At 70.1% G+C, this 18,791-nt stretch carries 16 protein-coding genes, 2 tRNA genes and 1 pseudogene; 9 read left to right on the top strand and 10 right to left on the bottom strand.

What is annotated here, in order from left to right; all coding sequences use genetic code 11:
- Positions 1-29: 29 nt before the first annotated feature.
- Positions 30-1,454, bottom strand: coding sequence for a PLP-dependent aminotransferase family protein (locus tag AB0O93_RS04840; protein ID WP_363341087.1), 1,425 nt, complete (start codon positions 1,452-1,454; stop codon positions 30-32).
- Between the two features lie 61 nt (positions 1,455-1,515).
- Between AB0O93_RS04840 and AB0O93_RS04835 the strand changes: the two genes are divergently transcribed.
- From AB0O93_RS04835 to AB0O93_RS04805, 7 genes are all read left to right on the top strand, one after another.
- Entirely contained in the window at positions 1,516-2,223 is a 708-nt protein-coding gene (locus AB0O93_RS04835) for a hypothetical protein (protein WP_363341085.1), read from the top strand.
- Positions 2,224-2,445: 222 nt separating this feature from the next.
- Positions 2,446-2,518, top strand: a tRNA-Arg gene (locus AB0O93_RS04830).
- Between the two features lie 74 nt (positions 2,519-2,592).
- A complete protein-coding gene (gene orn / locus AB0O93_RS04825) occupies positions 2,593-3,216 on the top strand; it encodes an oligoribonuclease (protein WP_363341083.1) in 624 nt (207 codons plus the stop codon).
- 37 nt (positions 3,217-3,253) lie between these two features.
- Positions 3,254-3,329: transfer RNA gene (locus AB0O93_RS04820), tRNA-His, on the top strand.
- A 34-nt stretch (positions 3,330-3,363) separates the two neighbouring features.
- On the top strand, positions 3,364-3,717 hold the full coding sequence (locus AB0O93_RS04815; protein WP_053548298.1) for a metallopeptidase family protein: 354 nt from the start codon (positions 3,364-3,366) through the stop codon (positions 3,715-3,717).
- The gene (clpS, locus tag AB0O93_RS04810; protein WP_363341081.1) at positions 3,708-4,019 is read left to right on the top strand and encodes an ATP-dependent Clp protease adapter ClpS; all 312 of its coding nucleotides are present in this window, start codon (positions 3,708-3,710) and stop codon (positions 4,017-4,019) included. The genes AB0O93_RS04815 and clpS overlap by 10 nt, the downstream gene beginning before the upstream one ends.
- Complete coding sequence (locus tag AB0O93_RS04805) at positions 4,012-4,515, top strand: DUF2017 family protein (protein ID WP_363341079.1); 504 nt, start codon at positions 4,012-4,014, stop codon at positions 4,513-4,515. Before clpS ends, AB0O93_RS04805 begins: the two co-directional genes overlap by 8 nt.
- Before the next feature lie 4 nt (positions 4,516-4,519).
- On the opposite strand, the gene AB0O93_RS04800 is transcribed toward AB0O93_RS04805, so the two are convergent.
- From AB0O93_RS04800 to gatC, 6 genes are all read right to left on the bottom strand, one after another.
- Positions 4,520-5,065: a hypothetical protein gene (locus AB0O93_RS04800; RefSeq protein ID WP_363341077.1), complete on the bottom strand. Its 546-nt coding sequence runs from the start codon at positions 5,063-5,065 to the stop codon at positions 4,520-4,522.
- 22 nt (positions 5,066-5,087) lie between these two features.
- Entirely contained in the window at positions 5,088-5,408 is a 321-nt protein-coding gene (locus tag AB0O93_RS04795; RefSeq protein WP_363341075.1) for a hypothetical protein, read from the bottom strand.
- Between the two features lie 39 nt (positions 5,409-5,447).
- Positions 5,448-6,713, bottom strand: coding sequence for a DNA polymerase IV (gene dinB / locus AB0O93_RS04790; RefSeq protein ID WP_363341073.1), 1,266 nt, complete (start codon positions 6,711-6,713; stop codon positions 5,448-5,450).
- 63 nt (positions 6,714-6,776) lie between these two features.
- Positions 6,777-8,306, bottom strand: coding sequence for an Asp-tRNA(Asn)/Glu-tRNA(Gln) amidotransferase subunit GatB (gatB, locus tag AB0O93_RS04785; protein WP_363341071.1), 1,530 nt, complete (start codon positions 8,304-8,306; stop codon positions 6,777-6,779).
- Entirely contained in the window at positions 8,306-9,829 is a 1,524-nt protein-coding gene (gene gatA, locus AB0O93_RS04780) for an Asp-tRNA(Asn)/Glu-tRNA(Gln) amidotransferase subunit GatA (RefSeq protein WP_363341844.1), read from the bottom strand. Before gatA ends, gatB begins: the two co-directional genes overlap by 1 nt.
- Positions 9,830-9,837: 8 nt before the next feature.
- Entirely contained in the window at positions 9,838-10,137 is a 300-nt protein-coding gene (gene gatC, locus AB0O93_RS04775) for an Asp-tRNA(Asn)/Glu-tRNA(Gln) amidotransferase subunit GatC (RefSeq protein ID WP_363341069.1), read from the bottom strand.
- A gap of 56 nt (positions 10,138-10,193) precedes the next feature.
- Between gatC and AB0O93_RS04770 the strand changes: the two are divergent.
- Positions 10,194-11,905 (top strand): annotated as a pseudogene (locus AB0O93_RS04770) (long-chain-fatty-acid--CoA ligase).
- A gap of 21 nt (positions 11,906-11,926) precedes the next feature.
- Here AB0O93_RS04770 and ligA read toward each other — a convergent pair.
- The 3 genes from ligA to AB0O93_RS04755 form a co-directional block, all read right to left on the bottom strand.
- Positions 11,927-14,194 (bottom strand): NAD-dependent DNA ligase LigA, encoded by a 2,268-nt coding sequence (gene ligA, locus AB0O93_RS04765; RefSeq protein WP_363341842.1) that lies wholly within the window; start codon positions 14,192-14,194, stop codon positions 11,927-11,929.
- A gap of 76 nt (positions 14,195-14,270) precedes the next feature.
- A complete protein-coding gene (gene mnmA / locus AB0O93_RS04760) occupies positions 14,271-15,362 on the bottom strand; it encodes a tRNA 2-thiouridine(34) synthase MnmA (protein ID WP_363341067.1) in 1,092 nt (363 codons plus the stop codon).
- Positions 15,363-15,371: 9 nt separating this feature from the next.
- The gene (locus AB0O93_RS04755) at positions 15,372-16,559 is read right to left on the bottom strand and encodes a cysteine desulfurase family protein (RefSeq protein ID WP_363341065.1); all 1,188 of its coding nucleotides are present in this window, start codon (positions 16,557-16,559) and stop codon (positions 15,372-15,374) included.
- A 59-nt stretch (positions 16,560-16,618) separates the two neighbouring features.
- Between AB0O93_RS04755 and glgX the strand changes: the two genes are divergently transcribed.
- Positions 16,619-18,706: a glycogen debranching protein GlgX gene (gene glgX, locus AB0O93_RS04750; protein ID WP_363341063.1), complete on the top strand. Its 2,088-nt coding sequence runs from the start codon at positions 16,619-16,621 to the stop codon at positions 18,704-18,706.
- Positions 18,707-18,791 lie beyond the last annotated feature (85 nt).

Here is an 18,791-nt window from a genome sequence, read left to right as displayed (position 1 = left end):
CGGTGCGCGGCAGACGCGGCGAGGGCGGTTCAGACCACGGCGTCCAACGCCGCGTGGCCGGTCGTGGGCACGCCCGCGACCACGCGCTCCCATGCGCCGGCGAGGACGTCGACGGCGCGCGCAAGGGTGGTCGCGTCCGCGGTGAACGGCACGCGCAGGTGACGCTCGTGGCCTCCATCGAGGGAGAACCTCGGCCCCGCCGACAGCAGGAGCCCCTCGGCCCGCGCCTGCATCACGAGCGCCGCGCTGAGCGGAGCATCGAGGGCGACCCACAGGGACACGCCGCCGTGCACGGGAGGCACCCGCCATTGCGGAAGTCGCCCGGAGATCTGCGCGGTGACCGTGTCCCTCCCGAGGCGCAGCAGCTCCGCGCGCTGGGCGGTGACCTCGGGGTAGTGCGAAAGTACGCGTGCCGCGACGGCCTGCTCGAACTCCGGCGTGCCCAGGTCCCGTGCCGGTCGTGCGGCGACGAGACGACGGAGGACCGGAGCCGCCGCGCGGATCCACCCCACCCGCAGTCCGCCCCAGACAGTCTTGCCGAGCGAACCGACGCGCACGACGAGATCCGCGTCCTCCTCGACGAAGCCCGGGTCGAGCGGCCCGCGGTCGATGTCGAGGTCCGCGGTGGTCTCGTCGAGGATGAGCAGGGTTCCGGCGCGCTGCGCGGCCTCGAAGGTCACGGCCCGATCGGAGGACGTCATCGATCGCCCCGTCGGGTTCTGGAAATCGGGCATGAGGTAGGCGGCCACCGGCGCCGTCCGTTCGAACGTCTGGATGAGGCGATCCATGTCCCACCCGGCATCCGTGGTCACCGGAACACCGACCAGACGTGCGCCGGCCTGGCGGAACGCGTCCGCGGCGTGCGGATACGTCGGGGTCTCCATCACGACGCGGTCCCCGCGACCGACGACCACGCTGGCGATCAGGTGGATCGCACTCTGCGCGCCCGCGGTGATCATGACCTGCTCGACCGTCGTCGGGACGCCGCGGGCGGTGTACGCCTCGGCGACGGCGGCGCGCAGAGCATCCATGCCGATCAGGTCGTAGCCGGGGCGCGCTGCGAGGGAGGGGATGTCAGCCGCGGCCTCGGCGAAGGCGGCGGCGAGGCCCGGCCATGCCGCGGGGCTCGCCTGCTGCAGATCGATCAGTCCGTCGTGCGTGTCGCTCCTCGCGGGCGTTCGACGGGGCAGCGGGAGCGTCACGCTCCCCGAGCCCCGGTGACTCGCGATGTGCGCGGAGTCTCGAAGGCTCCGGTAGGCGGAGGCCACTGTCGCCCGGCTCACGCCGAGTGCGGCGGAGAGATCCCGCTCCGCGGGCAGCGTCGTCCGTGGCGCGAGTCGATTGTCCAGGCACAGCAGCCGGATGCCGTCGGCGAGTGCCTCGTAGGCCGGTTCGCGGGCACGCCATCCACCGAGCGCGGCCGCGAGCGCCCTCGAGGAGATGCGGGAGTCCATCGGGCCACTTTATGCGAAGTGGCCCGGTGCGCGCAGTCCAATCGTGCGATCAACTGATGGAATGACCGCTCGACTCGTCGCCCTCGTCTCCGGCCTCGTCCTGTATGGATTCGGATGCGCACTGATCGTCCTCGCGGGTCTCGGCGTGGACCCGTGGACCGTCCTCGCTCAGGGCATCTCCGTGCAGACCGGCTGGGGGATCGGGTGGGTGACGAATCTCGTGGGCCTCGCCGTGCTTCTGCTGTGGATCCCGCTGCGGCAACGCCCGGGTCTCGGCACGATCGCGAACATCGCCCTCGTGGGGACGACGCTTCAGATCTCCCTCGGGTTCCTCGCCTCCCCCACGAACCCGGCGGGTCAGGCGGCCTTCCTCGTCGGCGGGGTCGCCGTCATCGGGCTGGCGTCGGGGATCTACATCGGCGCGCGCCTCGGTCCGGGACCCCGCGACGGCCTCATGACCGGGCTGAATGCGCGGTTCGGGTGGCCGCTCTGGGCATGCCGCGCCGGGGTCGAGTCCACCGTGCTGCTCATCGGTCTCGTGCTCGGCGGCTCGGTCGGCATCGGGACGGTTGTGTTCGCCGTGACCATCGGTCCCGCCGTCCACGCCTCGATCGCTCTGGTGGATCGGATCCGGTCGTCGTGGCGGATCCGGTTCGTGCCGGCTCGACGTGGGCTCAGTGCTCCTCGAAGTGCGGCCAATCGCTCCCCGGGCGCATCTTCGCGTGCAGTGCGCTCTTGGCGATCTCCATCGACGGATACGTTCCGGTGATCTCGGTGGCGCCGGCCATCGTCACGGTGTAGCCGTCCGCATCCTTGCGGATGCTCCCGACGACGCCGCGGGATCCGAACGCGACCCACAGGGCCCGAGGGGGGTGGGTGGTGATCATCGTCGATTTCCCTTCTCCACGTCTGATCAGAAGCTACGCCTGCCGCGCGGGTTGCGCCAGATGCACGCGGTGTCGGGACGACCCGATAACCTGGCATCACCTTTCCCTCCGTAGCTCAGGGGACAGAGCGAGCGGTTTCTACCCGCAAGGTCGGGGGTTCGAATCCTCCCGGGGGGGCGTACGGGTGCTCGGGCGATGGTCCGTGGCGCGACGATCGGCCTCGTCCAGGCCGCGGAAGGACCGGTGACACGGTGGGGACAGCCGAGAACGACCGCCTGGTGTGGATCGACTGCGAGATGACGGGACTCGACACCTCCGTCGACGAACTGGTCGAGATCGCCGTCGTCGTCACGGACTTCGAGCTGCGCCCCCTGCATCCGGGATTCCATGTGGTCATCAGGCCGAACGACTCGGCCCTCGCGCACATGAACGAGTTCGTCACCTCGATGCACCGCTCCTCCGGACTTCTCGACGAGATCCCGAACGGCGTCTCCGTGGCCGAGGCGGAGTTCCAGGTCCTCGAGTACATCCAGAAGTACGCGCCGGTCGAAGGGAAGGCGCCGCTGGCCGGCAACACCATCGGCACCGACAGGATGTTCCTCGCCCGATACATGCCCCGCGTCGACCGGTGGCTGCACTACCGCAACGTGGACGTCTCCAGCATCAAGGAGCTGTCCCGCCGGTGGTATCCCCGCGCCTACATCCATGCGCCGGCGAAGGACGGCGGTCACCGGGCTCTCGCCGACATCCTCGAGTCGATCCGGGAGCTCGCCTACTACCGCCAGGCCGTCTTCGTGCCCGAGCCCGGTCCCACCAGCGACGGGGCGCGCGCGGTCGCCTCCTCGGTGGTGTCTTCGTTCGCCTCGGGAGTGTGAGAGAATCTTTCAGTTGCCCGCGCAGGCGGGAGACATGGTGGGTATAGCTCAGTTGGTAGAGCACCTGGTTGTGGTCCAGGGGGTCGCGGGTTCAAGTCCCGTTACTCACCCCAAGTACGTGCGTGTGTGCACTTTCGGGAGCCCGCGATGAGTCTGTACCTGGGCGTGGAGGATTTCGAGCGCCTTGTGGTCGACGAGCTCGATCGCCTTCCCGACGACATGGTCGCAGGCCTCGACAACGTCGTCTTCGTGGTCGAAGATCGACCCGAGGACGGCTCCCTCGATCTGCTCGGGCTCTACGACGGCTGGGCCCTGACCGAGCGCGACCGCTACGGAGTGGGCGAGCTGCCCGACAGGATCATCGTGTACCGCGAACCGCACCTGGCCGCGTGCGGCGACATGGACGAGCTGCGCGACGAAGTGCACACGACGCTCGTCCACGAAATCGCCCACTTCTACGGGATCGACGACGAACGCCTGCACGAACTGGGATGGGCATGATGGTGTCCGCCACCCTTCCCGCCGCCGAGATCGACACCGCCGAGGACACGCGCGGTGCGCCGGAACGACCGTGGCAGACCGTGGTGTGGGACGACCCGGTGAATCTGATGTCCTACGTGACCCACGTGTTCCGCCGGTACTTCGGCTTCTCCCCGTCCGTCGCCGAACGCCTCATGCTGGCGGTGCACAACGACGGGCACGCCGTTGTGGCGGAGGGCCCGCGCGAGCAGATGGAGCTGCATGCGCGGGCGCTCCATGAGTACGGACTGTGGGCCACCGTGAGGAGAGAGCCGCATGACTGAGCGCACCGTGATCATGGAGATCACACGGATCGAGGCGGCGCACATGACGACGTTGATCTCGCAGTTCGTCGATCTTCTCGAATCCCGCGACACGGCGGGCGACGACCCGGCGCTGGGGCGGATCACACCCGACGGCTACGCGGACGACGCCGACGCAGCGGCGGAGTTCCGCGCGATGACCGAGAACGATCTCCTGGATCGTCGCCGGCTCGACGCGGGCGTCGTCCTGACGCGGCTGCACGAACCGGCGACGCTGCCGGACCACCCGACGGATGCCGTGCTCCGCGAGAGCGTGGCGCTGACGCTGCCGCCGGACGAGGTCGATGCGTGGCTGCGCACCCTCGCGGCCGTCCGGCTCGTGCTGGCCGAGCGCCTGGGCGTGTTCGACGGGTCACCGGAGGGCGATGCGGAGGAGGATCCCCGCTTCGGCGTCTACGAATGGCTCGGGTACCGCCTCGACGGACTGGTCGCCGTCCTGGATGATCCGCGCCCGTGAGCCCTCACGGAACGGCGATCACATGGGTGGCGAGAGCCTCCGGAGCATCCCGGCGCAGGTGACGCTCCTCCTGACGCGCCCAGCGCTCCCAGTGCGGCCGGTAGGCGTCCCCGTCTCTCCCCAGCGCCCGCGCCTTGCGGGCCGCGGCCGGAGCCTCGACCCACACCCTGATGTCGCCCAAGCGCGCCGTCGCCGGTGTCAGGATTCCGCAGCCTTCGATCACGAGGGGAAGCGCCGGATCCACGGCGTACGCCTCCGCGTGCGCGCCGACCTCCCAATCCCAGCGACGCCAGACCCCGACGAGGCCACGCGCATGGGGGACGAGGATCTGCTCACGCGCCGCATCGACACCGGCGTCCAATCCGTCCCATCCCGGATACATCGCGTCGAGGGCGACCTCCTGCACACGATCACGACGAGGCCAACGGGCGCGGATCAGACGCGCGAGCGTCGTCTTCCCGGCGCCGCTGCGTCCGTCGATCATGATCACCGGGTTGGTCGCGTCCAGCCCCGCCATGGCACCGAGGACGGCGTCGGCCGCCCGGTCCAACGCCGCGCGGAGGGGATCGGCGCTACTTCTTGAGGGCGCGGATGACACGGCTGAGCGCACGGCCCGCGACCCAGACGAAGGGGATCGCCACCGCGAGGAGCGACACGAGGTTCGGCTCGAAGCGCAGGTCATCTCCGCGACGGATGTACGCGCCGACCGGGATCGCGTATCCCCCGCCCCCTCCGCCGCCGTTGCCGGACTCGTCTGCGCCGCCGCCGAAGCCGGTCCACGTCAGGGCGACGGGGATCAGGCGGACTCCGTCGACGTCCTGCTGTTCGCCGTAGACGCTCGTGACGCCGAGGGCGGCGGACTGCTTGGCGAGTTCGATCGCGATGTTGGACATGTCCTCCACGCTACCCCGGCACGCGGGTGCTGCCCACCCTCAGTCCGGCGGTCGATGCTCCGGGCGGGGGTTCGAGGGAAGGGTGCGGCCGCCGGGTGCGGGGCCGAGGAGGGTGGCTCGGGTGATCGCTCCGCGCCCGAAGCGCGCGGTGGCGGTGTCGAGAGCGGCGTCGACACGCCGCCAGTCTTCATCGGCGTCCCAGAGCGCGGGCGCCGTCGAACCTGCGGGGAGCAGACGTTCCGCGCGCAACCCGATGAGGCGGACGCTCTGGCGGAGGTCGATCGCGTCGAGGAGCGTGTGCCCGGCCTCGCCGAGCCGTTGACCGACATGAGACGGATCGGGAAGAGTCATCGACCGCGTGAGGGTGGTGAAATCCGCGAAGCGGAGCTTCAGGGACACCGTCGAGGCCTCCCAGCCGCCGGCTCGCAGACGCGCGGCGACGCGATCGGCGAGCCGCAGGACCTCGGTCCTGAGGATCCCCCGGTCGGCGATGTCGCTGTCGAACGTCTCCTCGTGTCCGATACTCTTCTCGACCCGATCGGTGTGGACCTCCCTCGGGTCGATTCCGCGCGCCAGGTTCCACACGCGCTCCCCCATCGCGGGGCCGAGCGCGCGATCGAGCACCGGACGGGGCGTCGCGCGGGCGTCCCCGATGGTGCGGATCCCCCGCGCGAGGAGGGTCTCGGTCGCCTTCGGGCCGACGCCCCAGAGGGCTCCGACGGGACGGGGCGCGAGGAAGGCGTCGGTGTCGACGTCGCGCACGATGAGCAGCCCGTCGGGCTTGCTGATGGTCGAGGCCATCTTCGCGACGTGCTTGGTCGCGGCGACGCCGATCGAGCACGTCAGACCGGTGTCGTCGAGGACCCGCGCACGCAGCGTGCGCGCGATGTGCCCGGGGGTGCCCCAGAGGCGCCTCACCCCGCGCACGTCGAGGAACGCCTCGTCGATCGACAGCGGCTCCACGAGCGGTGTGACGTCGCGGAAGATCGCCATGACCTCCGCCGACGCGGAGAGGTACCGCGGGAAGTCCGGGGGAACCACGAGCGCGGTCGGGCACAGCCGCAGGGCCTGGCCGACGGGCATTGCGGAGCGCACGCCGTATCGGCGCGCCTCGTAGGACGCGCTGGAGACGACCGACCGACTCTCCGGCGCGCCGATGATGACCGGCTTCCCGCGCAAAGAGGGGTCGTGTCTCTGCGCGACGGCGACATAGAAGGCGTCCATGTCGACGTGGAGGATGCCGGTGCCGCTGTCGTCGGCATCCGTCGTCGAGACGAGCCTTCCGGTGCCGTCCCCCCGTCCCATGAAGCCCTTCTCTCCGCGATGCGCGATCCGCGCGGTCCGCCCCTCGGGAGGCGGATGCCGGTGTCAGCTCTGCGCGCGCTCCAGGACCAGTTCTCGGACCCGCGCGGCATCCGCCTGGCCGCGCATCGCCTTCATCACCGCACCGATGACCGCACCGGCCGCCTGCACCTTGCCGTCACGGATCTTCGCGAGGACATCGGGCTGGGCGGCGAGGGCCTCGTCGATCGCCGCGAGCAGGGCCCCGTCGTCGGAGACGACGGCGAGCCCGCGGGCGGCGACGACCTCCTCGGCGGTCCCCTCGCCGGCGATCATGCCCTCCAAGACCTGACGGGCGAGCTTGTCGGTGAGCGTCCCCGCGTCGACGAGGCGCTGGAGATCCGCCACCGATGCCGGTGCGATCAGATCGGCGGGCTCGCGACCCGCCGCGTTCGCGACCCTGGTGATCTCGCCGGTCCACCACTTCCGCGCTGCCGCAGGTGAGGCGCCGGCCGCCACCGTGGCTTCCACCTCGACGAGGAGTCCGCCGTTGGCGACGTCCTGGAACTCCAGATCGGTGAAGCCCCAGGCGTCCTTCAGACGGCGCCGATGAACGGCGGGCGATTCCGGGAGAGCGGCCCGCAGATCCTCCACGAGCTCCCGGGCCGGGACGACGGGGAGCAGGTCGGGCTCGGGGAAGTAACGGTAGTCGTCGGCATCCGACTTCGGACGGCCCGGCGAGGTGGTCCCGGTGTCCTCGTGCCAGTGACGGGTCTCCTGCGTGATCGTTCCGCCCGCGGCGAGGATCGCCGCCTGTCGCTGGATCTCGTAGCGGACGGCGCGCTCGACCGACCGCATCGAGTTGACGTTCTTCGTCTCCGTCCGGGTCCCGAGCGGAGCGGGGTCCTCCCCCGGTCCGCGACGGGGGCGGAGCGAGACGTTCGCATCGCAACGCAGATTCCCGCGTTCCATGCGCGCTTCCGAGATCCCGAGGGAGAGCACGATGTCGCGGATCGTCTGCACGTAGGCCCGCGCGATCTCCGGCGCCCGGCCCTCCGCTCCGAAGATGGGCTTCGTCACGATCTCCACGAGCGGTACGCCGGCACGGTTGTAGTCGACGAGCGAATACTCGGCACCCTGGATGCGGCCGGTCGACCCGCCCATGTGCGTGAGCTTGCCGGCATCCTCCTCCATGTGCGCCCGCTCGATCGGCACGGAGACGATCGTGCCGTCGGTGAGCTCGACGTCCACGGAGCCCTCGAAGGCGATGGGCTCGTCGTACTGGGAGATCTGGTAGTTCTTGCCCAGGTCGGGATAGAAATAGTTCTTCCGCGCGAAGCGGCAGGACGTCGCGATCTCGCAGCCCAACGCGAGTCCGAGGCTGATCGAGAACCTCACCGCGGTCTCGTTGACCACGGGGAGCGCGCCCGGGAGGCCCATGTCGACCGGCGCGACGAAGGTGTTCGGAGCGGCGTCGTGATTCTCGGAGTGCGCCGGGTTCGGAGCCGACGAGAACATCTTCGTCCGGGTGTTGAGTTCGACGTGCACCTCGAAGCCCAGCACGGGCTCGAAGCGCTCGATCGCCTCGTCGTAATCCATGAGTGCGGCCTTGGCCATCAGCGGTTCCCTTCCTTCGCGGAACCCAGGTGCGGGGCGCGGTCGAGGAGCGCACCACCCCACTTCTCCGTCAACAACGTCTCCACGGCGGCGCCCACGCGGTACAGGCGCGCGTCCTCACGCGCCGGCGCGAGGAATTGCACCCCCACGGGCAGGGAGTCTTCGGCAGCGAGTCCCGCCGGCACCGAGATCCCGGGGACCCCGGCGAGGTTCGCCGGGATGGTCGTGATGTCGTTGAGGTACATCTGCAGCGGATCGTCGATCTTCTCGCCGAGTCGGAACGCCGTGGTCGGGGCGGACGGCGTCGCGATGACGTCGACCTGCGCAAAGGCCTCGGCGAAGTCCTGCTGGATGAGCGTGCGCACCTTCTGGGCCGAGCCGTAGTAGGCGTCGTAGTACCCCGCCGAGAGTGCATAGGTGCCGAGGATGATGCGTCGCTTGACCTCGTCGCCGAAGCCGGCTTCGCGCGTCGCGGCCATGACGTCCTCGACCGTACCGCGGGGAACGTCCACCCGGAGGCCGAATCGCACGGAGTCGAACTTCGCGAGGTTGCTCGACGCCTCCGCAGGGAGGATCAGATAGTAGGCGGCGACGCCGTACTCGAAGTGCGGGGCGCTGATGTCGACGATCTCCGCGCCCTGTGTCTCCAGCGTCGTCAGCGCGTCCTGGAACGCCGCCCATACTCCCGCTTGGAACCCGCTCTGCGGCAGTTCGCGGATGACCCCGATGCGCAGACCCGCGAGGGAGGCACCCGAGGCTCCGGCCCGCGCGGCCTCCGCGAACGACGGCCAGGTGTCCGTGAGCGACGTGGAGTCGTTCGGATCGTGGCCGCCGATGACGTCGTGCAGGAGACCCGCGTCCAGCACCGTCCGAGTGACGGGGCCCACCTGGTCGAGGGACGACGCCAGAGCGATCGCTCCATAGCGGCTGACGCCGCCGTAAGTCGGCTTCACACCCACCGTGCCCGTCACGTGTGCGGGCTGACGGATCGAGCCGCCCGTGTCGGAGCCGAGTGCCAGCGGGGCCTCGAACGCGGCGACGGCGGCGGCAGAGCCGCCGCCGGATCCGCCGGGGATCCGATCGAGGTCCCAGGGGTTGCGCGTGGGGCCGTAGGCGCTGTGCTCGGTGGAGGAGCCCATGGCGAACTCGTCCATGTTCGTCTTGCCGATCGGTATGAGACCGGCCGCGCGGGCCTTGGCGACGACCGTCGCGTCGTACGGCGACATGTAACCCTCGAGGATGCGGGAGCCGCTCGTCGATGGCATGTCGGTGGTGACGAGGACGTCCTTGACCGCGAGCGGAACCCCCGCGAGCGCGCCGAGCTCTTCGCCGGCGCGGCGTCGACGGTCGATGTCCGCGGCGACGTCGACGGCGTGATCGCTGACGTGGAGGAAGGCGTGCACATCGCCGTCGACCTCCTCGATGCGCTGCAGGTGCGCGCGCGTGGCTTCCACGGCGGAGACGTCACCGGACGCGAGGGCGGACGCGAGGTCGGCGGCGCTCATTCGGGTGAGATCGTCCATCTGCACGGTCACTGCTCCTCTCCGAGGATCGCGGTGACGCGGAAGCGGCCATCGGCTGCGTCGGGTGCGTTCTGCAAGACCTGCTCCGGACTGAGTTCGCCGCCGGGGACGTCTTCGCGGAAGACGTTGGTGAGCGGAATCGGGTGGCTCGTCGCGACGACATCGGGCGTCGCCACCGCGGACACCTTCGCGATGTTGTCGACGATCGCGTCGAGCTGTCCCGTGAGACGCCCGACCTCCTCGTCGCTCAGCTGAATCCGGGCGAGCACGCCGAGATGACGTACGAGATCAGGAGTGATTTCAGACACTCCGACATCTTAGTCGGCGCGTTTCGTCCGCCCCGCCGTGGCCATAGGCTGACCCGGTGACAGCGTTCGTGCCGCCCCGCCCATGGATCGCCAGCTACGCCGCGGGGGTTCCGGAGGACATCGGCCCGATCACGGGCTCGCTCGTGGACATCGTCACGGCCTCAGCCGCCTCCCATCCCGACGCCGTGGCGCTGGAGTTCTTCGGCCGCACCACGACCTATCGGAGTCTGGACGAGCAGATCCGACGGGTCGCCGCAGCGCTCCACGCCCACGGCGTCCGCCCGGGCGATCCGGTCGCGCTCGTGCTGCCCAACTGCCCCCAGCACATCGTGGCCTTCTACGCCGTGCCCGCATCGGCGGCGTCGTCGTCGAGCACAATCCGCTCTACACGCCGCGAGAGCTCCGCAAGCAGTTCGAGGATCACGGAGCACGGCACGCGGTCGTGTGGAGCAAGACGGTGCAGACGCTGCAGGACTTCCCGCGCGATCTGCGCGTGGACACGCTCGTCTCCGTCGACGTGACGGAGGCGATGCCGTGGACGACGCGATGGGCCCTGCGGCTTCCGATCCCGAAGGCGCGCACGTCGCGTGCGGCGCTGACGACGCGAGTGGCGGATGCCGTGTCCTGGCGTTCCCTGATCGGACACGCCCCGCTGTCACCCGACCACCCGGCGCCGGCCGCCGGAGACGTCGCGCTGCTCCAGTACACGAGCGGGACCACCGGCACTCCGAAGGGGGCGTCGCTCACGCACCGGAATCTCCTCGCGAATGCGGCTCAGGCGCGCGCCTGGGTGCCCACCATCGCCCGCGGTGACGGCTGTGTCGTCTATGCGGTGCTGCCGATGTTCCACGCCTATGGACTCACCCTCTGCCTGACGTTCGCGATGTCGATGGGGGCTCGTCTGGTGCTGTTCCCGCGGTTCGACCCGGCTCTGGTCCTGAAGGTCGCTCGCCGGCGGCCGGCGACCTTCCTTCCGCTCGTGCCGCCGATCGCCGATCGGCTGCTGTCGGAGGCGCGACGCGCGGGCGTGTCGCTCGCCGGAATCCAGGTCGCGATCTCGGGGGCCATGGCCCTCCCCCACGACCTCGTCGTCCCGTTCGAGAGCGAAACCGGCGGGTATCTCGTCGAAGGGTACGGACTGAGCGAATGTTCCCCCGTGCTGATGGCGAATCCGGTGGCCGAGAACCGCAAGCCCGGAACCGTCGGGCTCCCGCTTCCGGGAACGGAGTGCCGGGTCGTCGATCCCGACGACCCGTCGCGGGACGTGCCGCAGGGCGCCGAGGGCGAGCTCCTCGTGCGCGGGCCCCAGGTGTTCTCCGGGTATCACGGGAAGCCGGAGGAGACCGACGCCGTGTTCGTCGACGGGTGGTTCCGGACGGGCGACATCGTCACGATCGACGGCGACGGCTTCGTCCGCATCGTCGACCGCATCAAGGAGCTGATCATCACGGGCGGGTTCAACGTCGCCCCGACGGAGGTCGAGCAGGTGCTTCGGCAATTCCCCGGTATCTCGGACGTGGCCGTCGTCGGGATGCCCTCGGAGCACTCCGGAGAAGAGGTCGTCGCGGCCGTCGTGCTCGACTCGGGTGTGGACCACATCGACCGCGCGGCGCTCGACGCCTTCGCCCGCGGCATCCTGACGCCCTACAAAGTGCCGCGTCGCATCGTCGTCGTGGAGGAGCTCCCGACGTCCCTCATCGGAAAGGTGCTGCGCCGCCGGGTCCGGGAGGCTCTGCTCTCGGACCCCGGTTCGCACACGAAGCCCTGAGGAAGAGACGACCTGCGCCGCTCAGCCGTCGAGTGCCGACGGACCTTCCTCGACCAGCATCCGGAACTGTGCGGCATCGATCACCCGGATGCCGAGCGCCTCGGCCTTCGCGAGCTTGGACCCCGCGCCGGGGCCGGCGGCGACGAAATCGGTCTTCTTGGACACGCTGGAGGCCGCCTTCCCGCCGGCGGCGATGATCGCCTCCTGCGCGCCCTCCCGGCTGTATCCGTCGAGGGAACCGGTGGCGACCACGGTGAGACCCTGCAGGACACCCCCGTGCACGACGCGCGCGCCGGGGCCGGGATGCCCGGGGATCTCGAGCCGCGCGCCCGCGGCCACCCACCGGTCGACGATCTCGCGATGCCAGTCGACCTCGAACCAGTCGATGATCGCGTCCGCGATCGTGGGGCCCACGCCCTCGACGGCGGCGAGCTCCTCCCGGGACGATGCGCGGATCGCCGTGATCGACCCGAACCAGTCGGCCAGAGCGCGGGCGGCGACCGGACCGACGTGTCGGATGTTGAGGGCGACGAGGAAGCGCCAGAAGTCCTTGGTCTTCGCCCGCCCCACCTCGGCGAGGAGTTTCACCGCCTGCTCGGACGGGAGCACGGCGCGGTGCGTCTTGCGCACGCCCGCGCGACGTCGGGTCGCGGCGTCCCAGTCCTCCGTCCCGGGCGGATAGGTCGCGGGACCGAGCTTCTGGAAGGGCGCACGCCGCACCGGCTCCCCCGTCTGCTCGTCCACTCTCACCGCGCCCGTCTCGGCGTCGCGCACCAGGACCTCGATCGGCACGAGCTGTTCGAGCGTGAGGTCGAACAGCCCGGCCTCCGTCTGCAGCACCGGGTGCGCGGGGACCACGGGCTGCGTGAGCGCGGCCGCCGTCACCTCGCCGAGCGCCTCGATGTCGAGCGCGCCGCGCGATCCGATGTGCTCCACACGGCCGCGCACCTGCGCCGGGCAGGTCCGGGTGTTGGGGCATCGCAGGTCGATGTCGCCTTCCTTGGCCGGAGCCAGGGTCGCGCCGCACTCCGGGCAGGACTCGGGCATGAGGAATTCGCGCTCTGAGCCGTCGCGCAGCTCCACGACCGGTCCGAGGACCTCGGGGATCACATCGCCGGCCTTGCGGATGACGACCGTGTCGCCGATGAGCACCCCCTTCGCCTTGACGACGTCCTGGTTGTGGAGGGTGGCCTGGCGCACGACGCTGCCCGCGACCTGCACGGGATCCATCACGGCGAACGGCGTGGCCCTGCCCGTACGTCCCACGGAGACGACGATGTCCAGCAGTCGCGTGTTGACCTGTTCCGGCGGGTACTTGTACGCGATCGCCCAGCGGGGCGCCCTGCTGGTCTGACCCAACTCCGCATGGAGCGCGAGGTCGTCGATCTTGACCACGATGCCGTCGATCTCGTGCTCGACGTCGTGTCGGTGCGCTCCGTAGTGACGGATGTACTCCGCCGCTCCTTCCGCGTCGTCGCGGACGGCGAAGTGCGCCGACACCGGCAGTCCCCACGACGCGAGGAGCGTGTACACCTCGCTCTGGGTGGCGACCGGCGGATCGGGCCACGCGCCGATGCCGTGCACGGTCAGACGCAGTCGCGACAGGCGCTGCACCATCGCCTCGAGCTGACGCTCGTTCTTGCCCTCGCGCTTCTGCCGAAGCGACCCCGAGGCCGCGTTGCGCGGGTTGGCGAACAGGCGATCGCCCACCGACGCCTGGTAGTCGTTGAGCTCGGCGAAGTCCTCCACCGTGAAGAACACCTCGCCGCGCACCTCGACGAGAGCGGGGTGCCCCGAGCCGCGCAGTTCGGCGGGGATACCGCCGATGTCGCGGACGTTCTCGGTGACGTCCTCGCCCACGCGACCGTCCCCGCGGGTGGCGGCCGAGACGAGACGTCCGCGCTCGTACCGGAGCGAGAGCGCGAGTCCGTCGATCTTGAGTTCGCACAGATACCGGACCGCGCGCCCGGCGTCCCGCTCCACGCGGGCCGCCCAGCCGAGGAACTCCTCTTCGCTGAAGACGTTGTCGAGACTCAGCATCCGCTCGGCGTGGACGATCGGGGCGAACAGCGTGCTCGACGCGGCTCCGACCGAGAGGGTGGGTGAATCCTGGCCCTGGACTTCGGGATGCAGCCGCTCCAACGCTTCGAGCCGGCGCATCCAGGCGTCGTAGGTCGCGTCGTCGACGCGGACCTCGTCGCGTCCGTAATAGGCGTCGCGCGCACCCTGGATCAGGTCGGCGAGCCGCTCTGCCTCCGCCCGCGCAGCCGGGAGATCGAGGCGCTCCAAGGAAGCATCCACGGCAGGGGTCACGGGTTCCGCGTCGGTCACCCCAGCAGTCTAAAGAGGCGCTCCGACACGGGACTCACGCGGGGACGGCCGATGCGGTCCGATCGATCGTGAACTGCCCGATCACCCGGGTCCCGTCGTACAGCACCGCGGTCTGACCGGGAGCCACGCCGGAGAAGGGCTCCGCCGGGGTCACCCGGAGTCCGTCAGGTCCCCACTCGGCGTGGGCCGGGACCGGATCCGCGTGCGCGCGGATCTGCACGTCGCAGGCGAAGGTCGTGTCCTCCGGGGCCGGGCCCGCCCACGTCAGTCGCGCGCCGGCGATCTCCGAGATCGCGAGCGCCTCTTTCGGGCCCACGACCACGGTGTTCGTGACCGGCCGCACCTCGAGGACGAATCGAGGTCTGCCGTCGGGGGCGGGAGTGCCCAGAGCGAGACCTCTCCGCTGGCCGACGGTATATGCGTGTGCGCCGTCGTGCCGCCCCACCTCGACGCCGTCGGAGTCGAGGATCGGTCCCGGTGCCGTCCCGACCTTGTCGGCGAGCCAGCCACGGGTGTCTCCGTCGGGGATGAAGCAGATGTCGTGGCTGTCGGGCTTGCGCGCGACACGGAGCCCGCGCGCCTCCGCCTCGGCGCGGACGATCTCCTTGGACGGCGTCGTCCCCAACGGGAACATCGTGTGGGCCAGCTGTTCCTGGGTGAGGACGCCGAGGACATAGGACTGGTCCTTCGCGGCGTCCGACGCCCGATGCAGCTCCCAGCCCCGGGGGCCCTTGTGCACGACGGCGTAGTGGCCGGTGCACACCGCGTCGAAGCCGAGCTCGAGTGCACGCTCGAGAAGCGCGGCGAACTTGATCTTCTCGTTGCACCGCATGCAGGGATTCGGCGTGCGGCCGGCACGGTACTCGGAGATGAAGTCCTCGATGACGTCGTCACGGAAGCGTTCCGAGAAGTCCCAGACGTAGAAGGGGATGCCGAGCAGATCAGCGACACGCCGAGCGTCCATCGCATCCTCGATCGTGCAACACCCACGACTGCCCGTGCGCAGCGTGCCACCGGCACGGGACAGGGCGAGATGCACCCCGACGACGTCGTGCCCGGCATCCACCGCACGGGCGGCGGCCACAGCCGAGTCCACGCCTCCACTCATGGCCGCAAGGATTCGCATCGGTTCAGTCTACGAGCGTGTTCCTCGACGTCTCCCGGATGCGGCGCGGGCGCGGGCGACGGCATCGGGCAGCGCGGCTAGGACGGCGGCGACGTCCGCCGCGGTGCTGGTGTGCCCGAGGGTCAGGCGGAGGACCTCACCGGCGACCCGCTCGTCCTCACCGAGGGCGAGGACGACGTGCGACGGCTCCGTCACACCCGCCTGACAGGCGGACCCGGTGGACACCGAGACGCCCCGCTGATCGAGGAGGAACAGAAGGGTCTCACCGGCGGCGTCGGGGAAATGGATGTGGACGTTCCCGGGGAGTCGCCGTTCCCGAGAGCCGAGGAGACGGGCGTCCGGGACGGCGGCGAGCACCCCGCGGATCAGCTCATCGCGCAGAAGGGCGAGACGATCGGCCTCGGCGGCGAGGTCGGAGACGGCGGCGGTCGCAGCGGCGGCGAAGGCGGCGGCACCGGCGACGTCCTGCGAACCGGCGCGGAGGCGGCGCTGGTGACCGCCCCCGTGGAGGAGCGGGGTGAGCGTCGCGGTCCGCGACACCACCAGCGCGCCTGTCCCGGCGGGGCCGCCGACCTTGTGCGCGGAGACGCTGAGGGCGCAGAGGCCCACGCCCGCGGCCGCGTCACCGCGCAGGCGACGGAAGTCCACGTCGATGTGTCCGAAGGCGGCGATCGCATCGACGTGGAGGGGGACGCCGCGCACTGCGGCGGCGCCGGCGATCGCTTCGACGTCGTTGATCGTGCCGGTCTCGTTGTTCGCCGCCAAGGCGGTGGCCAGCGCTGCGCCATCCAGTGCGGCGGAGAAGTCGGACACGCGGATGCCGCCCTCGACGTCGAGGGGCACGGACCGCACCTCGGCCCCGTCCCGCTCGGCGAGATGGGAGACGGCGTCGAGTGTCGCATGATGCTCGCCGTCCGGCAGCACGATCGCCTCGGCGCCGGGGCGCCGGGTTCCCCACAGGCCCTTCAGCGCGAGATTCACGGACTCGGTGCCGCCCGAGGTGAAGACCACCTCGACAGCCTCGCAGCCGATGACCCCTGCGAGCGCTTCACGCGCCTCTTCGAGGATCCTCCGGGCGGCCTGACCGTGGGAGTGCACCGACGATGCGTTTCCGATCGACGTCAGCGCGCCGAGCCATGCGTCGCGTGCTTCAGGCCTCAATGGAGTGGCCGCCGCGTGATCCAGGTAGACGGTCATTCCTCCCTCGTCTGCGCCGCAGCCACCGGGTGCTCCCGCGCGTTACTACTGTAGATCGCATGCTCGGCACCTCGCTCTCCGAAGCGGCCTCCCCCGCATCCGGTCTCCTGGCCGCGGATCTCGACGATCTCGGTCTGCGACTCGGCGAAACCGGCGGCACCCTCCGCGTGTGGTCCTCGGCCGCCGACGCGGTGGAGCTCGTCGTGTTCGACGACGTCGACGCGGACTGGATCGTGGACACGCGACCGATGTCCGCCGTCGGCGGCGGCGTGTGGTCGGTCGATTCGGAGCTGCTCCGTCCGGGGACCCGCTACGCCGTCCGCGTGGACGGCCCGCAGGGACCGAGGAACACGTTCAACCGGAACACCCTGCTGGTGGAGCCGTACTCGCGCGGCGTGATCGACAACGGCGTCGGCGAATGGCGTTCGGTGGCCGTGCACGGACATTTCGACTGGGGCGGGGTGACCAAGCCCGCCACGCCGCTGGATCGGACCGTGATCTACGAAGCGCACGTGAAGGGCCTGACCAAGCGCCATCCGGCCATTCCGCCGGCCCTGCACGGGACCTATGCGGGACTCGCCCACCCGGCGATGATCGAGCATCTCCACTCCCTCGGTGTCACGGCGGTGCAGCTCCTGCCCGTCCACGCCTTCGGCAACGAGCTGCGCCTCTTGCAGCACGGCCTGACCAACTACTGGGGCTACAACACCCTGAACTTCTTCACCCCGCACGCGCCGTACGCGACCGCCGAGAGTCGCGCGGCCGGTCCGGAGGCGGTGCTGCGGGAGTTCAAGGGGATGGTGCGTCTCCTGCACGAAGCGGGTCTCGAGGTGATCCTCGATGTGGTCTACAACCACACCGCCGAGGAGGGCATCGGGGGTCCGCGGTCGAGTCTGCGAGGGATCGACAACAGCGCCTACTACCGTCAGGGCGCCGACGGCGCATACATCGACGTGACAGGATGCGGCAACGCCGTCGACACGTCCACGGATGCCGCGGCCCGGCTCGTCCTCGATTCGCTGCGGTACTGGGCGCGCGATGTGCAGATCGACGGCTTCCGGTTCGATCTCGCCGTCACGCTCGGGCGAGATCGCGATCACACCTTCACCCCCGAGCATCCGCTCCTTCAGGCGATCCTCGAGGACGACGCGTTGCGCGACGTCAAGAAGATCGCCGAACCGTGGGATGTCGGTCTCGGAGGCTGGCAGACGGGAAACTTCGGCCCCGGCTGGAGCGAGTGGAACGACCGGTATCGCGACCGTGTACGCAATTTCTGGCTGAGCGATGTCGATTACGCCCGCCGGGCGTCGACGGCACCCGTCGGCATCGGCGGATTCGCCACCCGCCTGGCGGGTTCCTCCAACACGTTCACGGCCGAGCGCGGACCATTGGCGAGCGTGAACTTCGTGACAGCGCACGACGGCTTCACGCTCCGGGATCTCGTCTCGTACGACGTCAAGCACAACCTGGGCAACGGAGAGCAGAATCGCGACGGAGCCGACACGAACCGATCCTTCAACCACGGCGCGGAGGGCCCGACGGACGACGTGCGGATCCTCACCACGCGGCGCAGGGCGATGCGCAATCTCCTCGGCACCCTGCTCTTCTCCGCGGGGGTTCCCATGCTCACGGCGGGCGACGAGTTCGGCCGTACGCAGCGCGGGAACAACAACGCCTACTGCCACGATTCCCCCCTCACCTGGCTGTCGTGGGACCACGCCCCGTGGCAGGAGGACCTCGCGGCCCATGTGCGGGAGCTCACGCGCCTGCGTCGCGAGAACCCGGCACTTCGCCCGCGGCGATTCGCGCGCTCGGGCGAGCACACCCCCTCGGCATCCGTGATGGAGTGGTACGACGAACACGGCCGGACCATGTCGCACGAGAAGTGGACGAATCCCGCGCACCGGACTCTGCAGTACGTCGCCACCTCGACGCCCGAAGAGGAAGCGCTCAACCGCATCCTGCTGATGATCCACGGCAACGAGGAGCCCATCGACGTGACCTTGCCCGAGATCGAGGGCGTGTCCCGATACGTCCCGCTGTGGTCGAGCGCCGATGAGCACCCTTGGGCGGATGTCGAGAGCTGCGCCCCCGGTGACACAGTGTCGCTGTCCCCGACGGCGATGAGATTGTTCCGGGCCGAGTGACACTCCGCAAGAGCCTGTTGACCCCGACGGGGCCGATGTAGGTTCGGAGCGTGGTTACGACAACGCGCGTCGCGCATCCCCGTCC

This window comes from Microbacterium sp. NPDC077184 (assembly GCF_040687055.1).
GTDB lineage: Bacteria > Actinomycetota > Actinomycetes > Actinomycetales > Microbacteriaceae > Microbacterium.
This window is presented reverse-complemented; position numbering and strand designations above follow the sequence as displayed.

Excerpts from the sequence above, each read along its gene's own strand:
- AB0O93_RS04840 (WP_363341087.1), bottom strand. The coding sequence starts at position 1,454 with ATGGACTCCCGCATCTCCTCGAGGGCGCTCGCGGCCGCGCTCGGTGGA.
- AB0O93_RS04835 (WP_363341085.1), top strand. The coding sequence starts at position 1,516 with ATGACCGCTCGACTCGTCGCCCTCGTCTCCGGCCTCGTCCTGTATGGA.
- AB0O93_RS04815 (WP_053548298.1), top strand. The coding sequence starts at position 3,364 with ATGAGTCTGTACCTGGGCGTGGAGGATTTCGAGCGCCTTGTGGTCGAC.
- clpS (WP_363341081.1), top strand. The coding sequence starts at position 3,708 with ATGGGCATGATGGTGTCCGCCACCCTTCCCGCCGCCGAGATCGACACC.
- AB0O93_RS04805 (WP_363341079.1), top strand. The coding sequence starts at position 4,012 with ATGACTGAGCGCACCGTGATCATGGAGATCACACGGATCGAGGCGGCG.
- AB0O93_RS04795 (WP_363341075.1), bottom strand. The coding sequence starts at position 5,408 with ATGTCCAACATCGCGATCGAACTCGCCAAGCAGTCCGCCGCCCTCGGC.
- dinB (WP_363341073.1), bottom strand. The coding sequence starts at position 6,713 with ATGGGACGGGGGGACGGCACCGGAAGGCTCGTCTCGACGACGGATGCC.
- gatB (WP_363341071.1), bottom strand. The coding sequence starts at position 8,306 with ATGGCCAAGGCCGCACTCATGGATTACGACGAGGCGATCGAGCGCTTC.
- gatA (WP_363341844.1), bottom strand. The coding sequence starts at position 9,829 with ATGGACGATCTCACCCGAATGAGCGCCGCCGACCTCGCGTCCGCCCTC.
- mnmA (WP_363341067.1), bottom strand. The coding sequence starts at position 15,362 with ATGCGAATCCTTGCGGCCATGAGTGGAGGCGTGGACTCGGCTGTGGCC.
- AB0O93_RS04755 (WP_363341065.1), bottom strand. The coding sequence starts at position 16,559 with ATGACCGTCTACCTGGATCACGCGGCGGCCACTCCATTGAGGCCTGAA.
- glgX (WP_363341063.1), top strand. The coding sequence starts at position 16,619 with ATGCTCGGCACCTCGCTCTCCGAAGCGGCCTCCCCCGCATCCGGTCTC.